This window comes from Streptomyces sp. NPDC029216, assembly GCF_040648015.1.
Classification (GTDB): Bacteria; Actinomycetota; Actinomycetes; order Streptomycetales; family Streptomycetaceae; genus Streptomyces.
Genome location: NZ_JBEZWL010000223.1, coordinates 1 through 8337, shown reverse-complemented (window position 1 = coordinate 8337; position 8337 = coordinate 1). Strand labels below are relative to the sequence as shown.

General features: G+C 75.1%; 7 protein-coding genes and 1 pseudogene. 3 read left to right on the top strand and 5 right to left on the bottom strand.

Annotated elements, in window-relative coordinates:
* Both AB0F18_RS37320 and AB0F18_RS37315 read right to left on the bottom strand, forming a co-directional pair.
* Positions 1-786 (bottom strand): hypothetical protein (locus AB0F18_RS37320; RefSeq protein WP_362069406.1); only part of this gene is annotated, 786 nt, incomplete at its 3' end.
* Positions 783-1313: a sigma-70 family RNA polymerase sigma factor gene (locus tag AB0F18_RS37315; protein ID WP_362069403.1), complete on the bottom strand. Its 531-nt coding sequence runs from the start codon at positions 1311-1313 to the stop codon at positions 783-785. The genes AB0F18_RS37320 and AB0F18_RS37315, both read right to left, overlap by 4 nt.
* A 415-nt stretch (positions 1314-1728) precedes the next feature.
* On the opposite strand from AB0F18_RS37315, the gene metG reads away from it, so the two are divergent.
* Both metG and AB0F18_RS37305 read left to right on the top strand, forming a co-directional pair.
* A complete protein-coding gene (gene metG / locus AB0F18_RS37310; RefSeq protein ID WP_362069400.1) occupies positions 1729-3444 on the top strand; it encodes a methionine--tRNA ligase in 1716 nt (571 codons plus the stop codon).
* Between the two features lie 158 nt (positions 3445-3602).
* Complete coding sequence (locus AB0F18_RS37305) at positions 3603-4793, top strand: glycosyltransferase 87 family protein (RefSeq protein ID WP_362069397.1); 1191 nt, start codon at positions 3603-3605, stop codon at positions 4791-4793.
* Between the two features lie 10 nt (positions 4794-4803).
* Here the strand turns inward: AB0F18_RS37305 and AB0F18_RS37300 are convergent, their stop codons facing one another.
* The 3 genes from AB0F18_RS37300 to AB0F18_RS37290 are packed head-to-tail and all read right to left on the bottom strand — an operon-like array spanning position 4804 to position 7669.
* A complete protein-coding gene (locus AB0F18_RS37300) occupies positions 4804-5640 on the bottom strand; it encodes a hypothetical protein (protein ID WP_362069394.1) in 837 nt (278 codons plus the stop codon).
* A gap of 59 nt (positions 5641-5699) precedes the next feature.
* A complete protein-coding gene (locus AB0F18_RS37295) occupies positions 5700-6368 on the bottom strand; it encodes a response regulator transcription factor (RefSeq protein WP_362069391.1) in 669 nt (222 codons plus the stop codon).
* Positions 6356-7669 (bottom strand): sensor domain-containing protein, encoded by a 1314-nt coding sequence (locus tag AB0F18_RS37290; protein WP_362069409.1) that lies wholly within the window; start codon positions 7667-7669, stop codon positions 6356-6358. Before AB0F18_RS37290 ends, AB0F18_RS37295 begins: the two co-directional genes overlap by 13 nt.
* Before the next feature lie 384 nt (positions 7670-8053).
* On the opposite strand from AB0F18_RS37290, the pseudogene AB0F18_RS37285 reads away from it, so the two are divergent.
* Positions 8054-8337: pseudogene (locus AB0F18_RS37285) on the top strand (hypothetical protein); the annotation flags it as partial.

Genomic DNA, 8337 nt, shown 5'->3' with positions numbered 1-8337 from the left:
GACCACCGTCCCCCGCGCGGCCGAGGTCAGCGCGGGGTGGCGCAGCGGGCCCGCGGCGGGGCGCGGCCGGGGCTCGGGGGGCGGGGGCGGCGGCAGGAAGGCGGCCAGCACCCGGGGCAGCTCCGGCCCGGGCAGCGGCACCGGGCCCAGATCGGGGTCCTCGCACTGTTCCACGTAACGCAGGACGGCCGCCTGGGTGCACAGCCGTACCTCGCGCAGCTCCCTGCGGCCACCGGGACGGAAGCCCCGGCGGCCCAGCTCGCGGGCCCAGTGGCGGGCGTCGTGGTGCTCGCCGCGCCGGGAGTGGTCCAGGAAGAGGCAGTACGCGGCCGGGGCGGTGCGCGCGATCCCGGATCCGGCCGCGAACTGCCACCAGAAGCGGGCGCCCTCGCGCAGCCCCGCCAGGTGCAGCAGACAGCCGAAGACCACCGCCCCCGGCAGGTCGGCGTGGCCGTCGTCGACGAAGCGGCCGAGGTCGCGCCCGGCGTGCGGATCGCAGACCACGCCAAGGCAGACGGCCTTCAGGTCCCGGCGGGCCCGCTCCGAGTCGAGCGGGCGGTCCCGGGCCGGGTCGCTCCAGCCGAAGGGCCGCCGGCGGCCGCGCCCGGCCGCGGGGACCGGGGCGCCCGAGGCACGGGGGGCGCGCAGCAGGCGGGCCTCGGCGGCGCCGAGGTCGTAGTGCGGGTAGCGGTCGCGCACCCCCGCCCGGGCCAGGAACTCGGACAGGGAACGGGGGGCCGGGCCGGGGCCCTCGTCCGCGGCCCCGGGCCGCTCGGCGGGGCTCATGACTCGGCGGCGGTGTCGAGCAGCCGTGCGAGGCGCCGGTGGGCCTGGCCGAGCTGCGAGCGGACGGTGGCCTCGTCGACGCCCATCACGGCGGCGGCCTCGCCCGGGCTGCACTGGAGCCCGTAGCGCAGCATCACGGCGTCCCGCTGCCGCTCGGCGAGGCGGGAGACCGCCTGGTAGAAGCGGATGGTGTCGGTCAGCACCTCGTACTGGTCGGCGTGGGCCTCCTTCAGCGCCGCCTCGAAGGCGCTGATGTCCATCGGATCCGGCCGGCGCAGCCGGGGGTCGCGGCGCTGCTGCCAGTCCACGATGCGCTGCTTGAGCATGGTCCAGGCGTAGGCGTCGAGACGGTCCATGTGCAGCATGCGCAGCCATTCGTGCATGATCGAGTCGAAGGTGGCGTCCACCGCGTCCTCGGCGTCGGCGTCGGAGCCGAGCTGGAGGTACGCGAAACGCATGTACGCGGGCCGCCGGTTGGTGTGGAAGGCCCAGTACGACAGGCGCGCGGTCGGATCCCACTGACTCATGGGCGTGGGCTGCCGCCGCCGGCTGGGCAGTCCCACGGCCCCGCCGGACTCCTCCGGTCCGCCATCGTTCACCGTTCCCCACCTCATCCCCTGGGTGCCGGTCCATGAGAGCAGTACGGGCGCACTCGGGGGGCGCGGATGAGGAAGCTGAAGGGATTACGTCGGGCGGTGACCGGTTCGTGAACGATCTCGATCAGGCGGAGGGCCCGTCGGCACGTACGCATATGCCGACGCACAGGCTGGTCCCGGAGGCGGGGCGGGCGTCCGCCCTCCGGATACCGGTCGGGGTCCGGGCCCGCGGTTCGATACGATGAACCGCCTCACCATGCGTATGCGGCACGGCACCCACGGCACGCCCGCGGCGGGCCGCCCCCGCATGGACCCGTAGAAATGAACTGAAATGGAGCATCCGAGGATGGCTCGACACCTGATCACCAGCGCGCTTCCGTACATCAACGGGATCAAGCACCTGGGCAACATGGTCGGGTCGATGCTTCCGGCGGATGTGTACTCCCGGTACCTCCGCCAGCGCGGCCACGACGTCCTGTACATCTGCGCCACCGACGAGCACGGCACCCCCGCCGAACTCGCCGCCAAGGAAGCCGGGATCTCCGTCGCCGCGTTCTGCGCGCAGGCCCACGACGCCCAGAAGGCGGTCTACGACGGCTTCGAGCTGTCCTTCGACTACTTCGGCCGCAGCTCCTCCGCGCAGAACGCCGAGATCACCCAGCACTTCGCGCGGCAGCTCCAGGCGAACGGCTTCATCGAGGAGCGCGCGATCCGGCAGGTGTACTCGCCCGCCGACGGCCGCTTCCTGCCCGACCGCTACGTCGAGGGCACCTGCCCGCACTGCGGCTACGACAAGGCCCGCGGCGACCAGTGCGAGAACTGCACCCGCGTCCTCGACCCCACGGACCTGATCGAGCCCCGCTCGGCGATCTCCGGCTCCACCGAGCTCGAAGTCCGCGAGACCAAGCACCTCTTCCTGCTGCAGTCCAAGCTCCAGCACGAGGTGGAGGCCTGGGTCGCGCGGCACGAGGAGGAGTGGCCGCAGCTGGCGTCCTCCATCGCCCGCAAGTGGCTGACCGAGGGCCTGCACGACCGCGCCATCACCCGCGACCTCGACTGGGGCGTCCCGGTCCCGGCCGACACCTGGCCCGAGCTGGCCGCCGAGGGCAAGGTCTTCTACGTCTGGTTCGACGCGCCGATCGAGTACATCGCCTCCACCAAGGAGTGGGCCGACGGCGACCCGGCCAACCGCGACTACAAGTCCTGGTGGTTCGAGGCCGAGGACGTCCGCTACACCCAGTTCATGGCCAAGGACAACGTCCCGTTCCACACGGTGATGTTCCCGGCCACCGAGCTCGGCACCCGCGAGCCCTGGAAGATGGTCGACTACGTCAAGGCCTTCAACTGGCTGACGTACTACGGCGGCAAGTTCTCCACCTCCCAGAAGCGCGGCGTCTTCACCGACCAGGCGCTGGAGATCCTCCCGGCCGACTTCTGGCGCTACTTCCTGATCGCCAACGCCCCGGAGTCCGACGACTCGTCGTTCACCTGGGAGCACTTCGCCGCCACGGTCAACAAGGACCTCGGCGGCACCCTCGGCAACTTCGTCAACCGGGTGCTCACCTTCTCCCGCAAGAAGTTCGGCGACGAGGTACCGGCCGGCCGCGCCGCGGGCGAGGCGGAGGCCAAGCTCGGCGAGCAGATCGCCGAGCTGCTGGCCGAGTACGAGGGCCACATGGAGACCCTCCAGTACCGCAAGGCCGCCGCCGCGCTGCGCGCCCTGTGGTCGGCGGGCAACGCCTACCTGGACGAGAAGGCCCCCTGGCTGGAGGTCAAGACCGACCTGGACGGCGCGGCCCTCACCCTGCGCACCGCGATGAACCTCATCCACCTCTACTCGGTGGTCTCCGAGCCGTTCATCCCGGCCTCGGCGCGCGTCATGCGCTCCTCCTTCGAGCTGGCCGCCGACACCGCGACGTGGGTGACCCCGGAGCAGGCCAAGGCCCTGGACGCGGTTCCGGCCGGGACCCCGTTCACCGTGCCGCCGGTCCTCTTCGCACGGATCTCCGAGGAGGACCTGGAGTCCTACCGCGAGCGCTTCGGCGGCTCCCCGGAGGCCTGAGGCCCCCGTTGAACGCAGCCTGACGAAGGGCGCGACCCCGCCGGGGCCGCGCCCTTCGGCGTACCCGGGCCCATCCGGCCACGGTAGGGAAAACCCCACCGTGAAAGCTCCGCCTGGACGTGCAGACCGGGCAGGGTCCACGCGGCTGGAATGGGGTCATGATCCCTTCCCCCACCGCCCGGTGGACCGCCGGCTGGCTGCTCGCCGCCGCGTGGGCCCTGTCCTTCCCGCTGTTCTCCACCCTCGCCCCGCACCGCGCGTGGGGCTGGTGCGCGGCCGCCGGATACCTCGCCGCCGCCGCGGCCACCGCCCTCGGCCGGCGCCGGGAGGCGCTCGGCGCGGCCCTGCTGGGCGCCGTCGCCGTGCCCCTCCTGTACCTGGTCCTGACCGGGCAGGGCCAGTCCGAGGTCGGCGTGATCGAACGGTCCGGGCGGCTCCTGCTCGACTCCGGAAGGATGTACGTGGACCGGCCGGCCGGGGTCGAGGAGTACACCCCCTACCTCCCGGCCGCGTCCCTCCTCGGCATCCCCCGCGCCCTGCTCGACGGCGGCTCCGGCGGGGGAGGGGGATGGGCGGTGCGGCTGCTGGGCGACGCCCGCATCTGGTGCGCGGCCGTCCTGTTCGGCGGCATGCGGGCCGGCCGCCGCCTCCTCGGCGCGGCCCCCTCGCCGCTGCTCCCGCTGCTGGTGGCTTCGCCGGTGGTGGCCCTTCCGCTGGCGGTGAGCGGGGTGGACCTGCCGCTGGCGGGCCTGTGCTGCCTCGCCCTCGCCGCGGCCGGCTCCGGCCGCCCGGGCCTCTCCGGGGCGGCCCTGGGCGTGGCGTGCGCCCTCAAGTGGACCGCGCTGCCCGCGGTGGCGGTGGCGGCGGCCCTCCTCGGAGCCCGCCGGGGCGCCGGGGCGGCGGTCCGCTGCGCGGTGGTGGCCGGGCTGTCCGCCGCCGCCCTGGTGCTGCCGGGCGCCCTGCTCCAGCCGGGGGAGCTGTGGCGGCAGGTGTTCGCCTTCCCGACGGGCCGGGCCGAGGTGCCGACCCCGGCGAGCAGCCCGCTTCCGGGGCACCTGCTGGCCGGACTCGGGCCCTGGGGCTGGCACCTGACGGTGACCCTGCTGGTGCTGGGCGGACTGGGCGTGGCCCTCTCGCTGCGGGTGCGCCCGCCGCGCACGGTGGTGGCCGCGGCGGACCGCCTCGCGCTGGGGCTCACCCTGGCCTTCCTGCTGGCCCCGGCGGGACGCTTCGGCTACCTGGCGCTGCCGGTGCTGCTGGCGGTCTGGGCCCGCTCGGCCGCCCCCGTCCCCTCGCGGGTGGTGGCCCGGTCCCGGGCGCGGGGGCCGCGCCGGGCGACGGTCCGCTGACGGGCGGGGGTCAGGGCGCGCCGGCGCCCTCGTACCGGTTCACCTTCTGGCCGACCGCGCCCTGCAACGGCCCCAGCCGGTCGACCAGCTTCTGGAAGTCGGCGGTCCGGCCGTCGGACCACTGCCCGAGCCCGACCACCATGACGCGGCCGACGCCCGTGAAGGACTGCACCAGCCCGGTCTCCGGCCCCAGGGTCGCCAGCCCCGATCCGGCCGGCGGGGCCTGCACGCCCACCTGGTAGTCGTCGAAGGCCATCGACAGCTCCGTCACCACCCTCAGGGTGTCCTTGGGGTCCTTCATGGTGAACACGGCGATGTTGAACTGGTTGTTCTGCGCGTCCTTGTAGAGGGCGACCTGCTCGCCGACGCAGCCCTTGCCCTCGGCGATCATGGCGGCGAGCCGGGGGCCGACCGAATCGGGCTCGGTGCAGGAGCCCAGCACCTTCGCACCCACCCGGGTGAACCTGCCCCCGGTCCCGTCCGGGACCTCGGCGGGGAAGACGTCGGCCAGCGGGACCATCGGCCGGCCGGCGGCGGCGGAGTCACCGGAGGCGGGGGCGGAGGGGGCGCCCGGGGCGGCGGCCCCGGGGGCGGAAGCCGTCTGCCTCGGCTTGGCGGAGGCGGTGGCGCGCCCCTCGTCGGACGGGTCCGTCATCTTCAGCGTGACGAGGGCCAGGGCCCCCATCAGCAGGCACAGCCCGAGGACGATCGGCAACACCCGCGTGCGCCCCGGGGCGGCGGGTTCGTGGATCGAGGCGCCCCGGACGAACGCCTCATCGAGGACCACGTTCCACTTGTCCTCGTCCGGTCCGCCCGGGCCTGTGGGTATCTCATCGTTCTTCGGCACCCCCAGACCCTAGTGAGCGCTCCCCCCGATCTGAATGCCCCCAGGTCACAGCCTCATCACTATGCGCCCGCCGCGCCCGCCGCGCCGCGCAGGTGGGCCAGGACGGCCAGCACGCGGCGGTTGCCCTCCGTGGGGTCCAGTTCCAGTTTCGCGAAGATGCTCCCCGCGTGCTTCACGACGGAGGCCTCGGTGACGAACAGCCGTGCCGCCAGGGCCTGGTTGTTGAGCCCCTCCGCCATCAGGGCGAGCACCTCGCGCTCGCGCGGGGTCAGGCGCGCCAGCGGGTCGTCGACCGGCCGCGGGGCCAGCAGGACGCGGACCACCTCGGGGTCGATGACCGTCTGGCCCTCGTGGACCCGGCGCAGGGCGTCGAGGAACTCCTCGACCTCGCCGACCCGGTCCTTGAGCAGGTAGCCCAGCCCGGCCGCCGAACCGCCGGTGAACAGCTGCGTCGCGTAGGCGGTGGCCACGTACTGCGACAGCACCAGGACCGGCAGCGCGGGGTCCCGGGAGCGCAGTTCCAGCGCGGCCCGCAGTCCCTCGTCACGCAGCCCGGGCGGCATCCGCACGTCCGTGACGACCACGTCGGGCCGCTCGTCCGCCACGGCCCGCAGCAGGGCGGGGGCGTCGCCGACGGCGGCCAGGACCCGGTGGCCGCCGAGGGACAGCAGCTCCGTCAGGCCCGCCCGCAGCAGGACCGAGTCCTCGGCCAGGATCACCCGGAGCACGGCACCTCCACCCGCAGCCGTGTCGGCCCGCCGACCGGACTGGACACCGTCAGCCTCCCCCGCAACATCGCCACCCTGTCCGCGAGTCCCGCCAGGCCCGCTCCCGCGCCGGGATCGGCCCCGCCGCGGCCGTCGTCGGTGATGGTGAGGGTGAGCCGGCCGCCCTCGACCCTACCGGCGACCCCGACCCGCGAGGCACCGCTGTGCTTGGCGGCGTTGGCGAGGGCCTCGGTGACGGTGAAGTACGCGGTGACCTCCACGGGTTCGGGCAGCCGGGGCACGTCCAGGTCCACCGTGACCGGCACGGGGTGGCGCAGCGCCACCTCGGCGACGGCCGCCGCCAGCCCGTGGTCGGTCAGCACTTGCGGGTGCATGCCCCGCACGAGGTCCCGCAGCTGGGCCAGGGCCAGCCGTGCCTCGCCCCGCGCCCGGCGCACGAGCACGGCGGCGCTGTCGACGCCGTCGACACCGGACAGGCCCTGCGCGGGGGCGCCCGCGCCCGGGTCCGGTGCCGCGGCGGCGGCCTCCGCGGCCTTGCGCAGCTCCCGCTCGGCGAGGCCCAGCGTCATGCTGAGGGCGACCAGCTGTTGCTGGGCCCCGTCGTGCAGGTCCCGCTCGATGCGCCGCCGTTCCGCCTCGAAGGCCTCCACCAGCCGGACCCGTGACCGGGTCAGCTCCAGCACCCGGTCGTCCTCCTCGCGCGGTCCGAGCAGCAGCCGGGCCGTCTTGACCTGCGCCCCGGCGATCAGTGCGGCCGCGTACGCGGCGAGCACCGTCCCGGCCAGCCCCACCGCGGTCCCGCCGAGGGCCTCCAGGGGGCCCGCGACCGCCTCGCCGGGTATCAGCATCACCGGCTCGGGGGCGAGAGCCCACACGATCACCGGCGCCGCCACCAGCATCAGGGAGAGGGCCAGCAGGCCCAGCACCCCGAACCCGGCCGCGCCGAAGACCAGCCCGAACAGCACGGCGTACCCCAACTCCCGCCAGGTGGCCCGCTCCCGCAGCCGGGTCCGCAGCCAGGCAGCCGCCCCGGCCCCGGCCAGCGAGGTGTGCGGATCCGCGACGGGCTCCGGCTCGACCCACCGCAGCCGCCGCCGCTCCAGCTCCCCGAGCGGCACCGCCCCGGCCACGGCGCCGACCAGCAGCACCAGCCCGATCCCGGCGACGGCCAGCAGCACCCCGAGCCCGAGGAGCAGCGCCAGCGCGAGCAGCACCCCGTACCCGAGCGCGAACCCGCTGCCGAGGTACGCCCAGCACCGCCAGGGCCACCAGGACCCCAGGAACCGCACCGGCCGGCGCATCGACCGCCAGACGGCCACGGGCGCTTCGACGGGCGGCCCGGCGGGAGGCCCCACGGGCGGTTCGGCGGGCGGGGCGGCGGGGGGTCCGGGCATACGGCCAGCCTAGGCGAAGCGCCCAGGCCCCCGACGGGCCGTCACATGGCCGCGCCCAGAGCCGAGAACCCTCAGGTCACCCCGGTCCCGGAGGCCGCCCCGCCGGACCGCGCGGCCGGCCGCCCGAGGCGCCCCCGCGGGCAGTGCGCGTGCGGGCCGGACCCGTCATCCGGGCGGTCCGAAGTCACCCTTCGGACAAGGATCTTGACCCGTCCGGCGCGTGTCGAACCGGGGCCTTGATCGTTTCTTCAGCCGTAACCCTCATATCGGCTGCCGAATCGGAGGACCGCGGTGACGGCTTGGCAGTACTACGCCGGGGCGGGCATGGTGGCCGCGCTCTGCCCGCTGCACGGCCATGTGGCGGTCGCCGGTGACGGGCACGGCAGCGGGGCCAGGGTCGACGTGTGCGTCCCCGCAGGGGGGCCCGCCAGGCCGCCCGCCGCCCGGCCGCCGATGCCCCCGCCGCCCGTGGCCCGGCCCGGGACCCCGGCCGTGGTCCCGCCCCCCGTACGGGTGCGGGTGCCCGGCGCGGAGCGGCCCGCCGTGCACCACCCCGGCGAGGCGCCGGGCCTGCC

What these genes read in the sequence shown, in the direction of transcription:
- AB0F18_RS37315 (WP_362069403.1), bottom strand. Translation starts at nt 1,313, where the DNA reads ATGAGTCAGTGGGATCCGACCGCGCGCCTGTCGTACTGGGCCTTCCAC.
- metG (WP_362069400.1), top strand. Translation starts at nt 1,729, where the DNA reads ATGGCTCGACACCTGATCACCAGCGCGCTTCCGTACATCAACGGGATC.
- AB0F18_RS37305 (WP_362069397.1), top strand. Translation starts at nt 3,603, where the DNA reads ATGATCCCTTCCCCCACCGCCCGGTGGACCGCCGGCTGGCTGCTCGCC.
- AB0F18_RS37290 (WP_362069409.1), bottom strand. Translation starts at nt 7,669, where the DNA reads ATGCGCCGGCCGGTGCGGTTCCTGGGGTCCTGGTGGCCCTGGCGGTGC.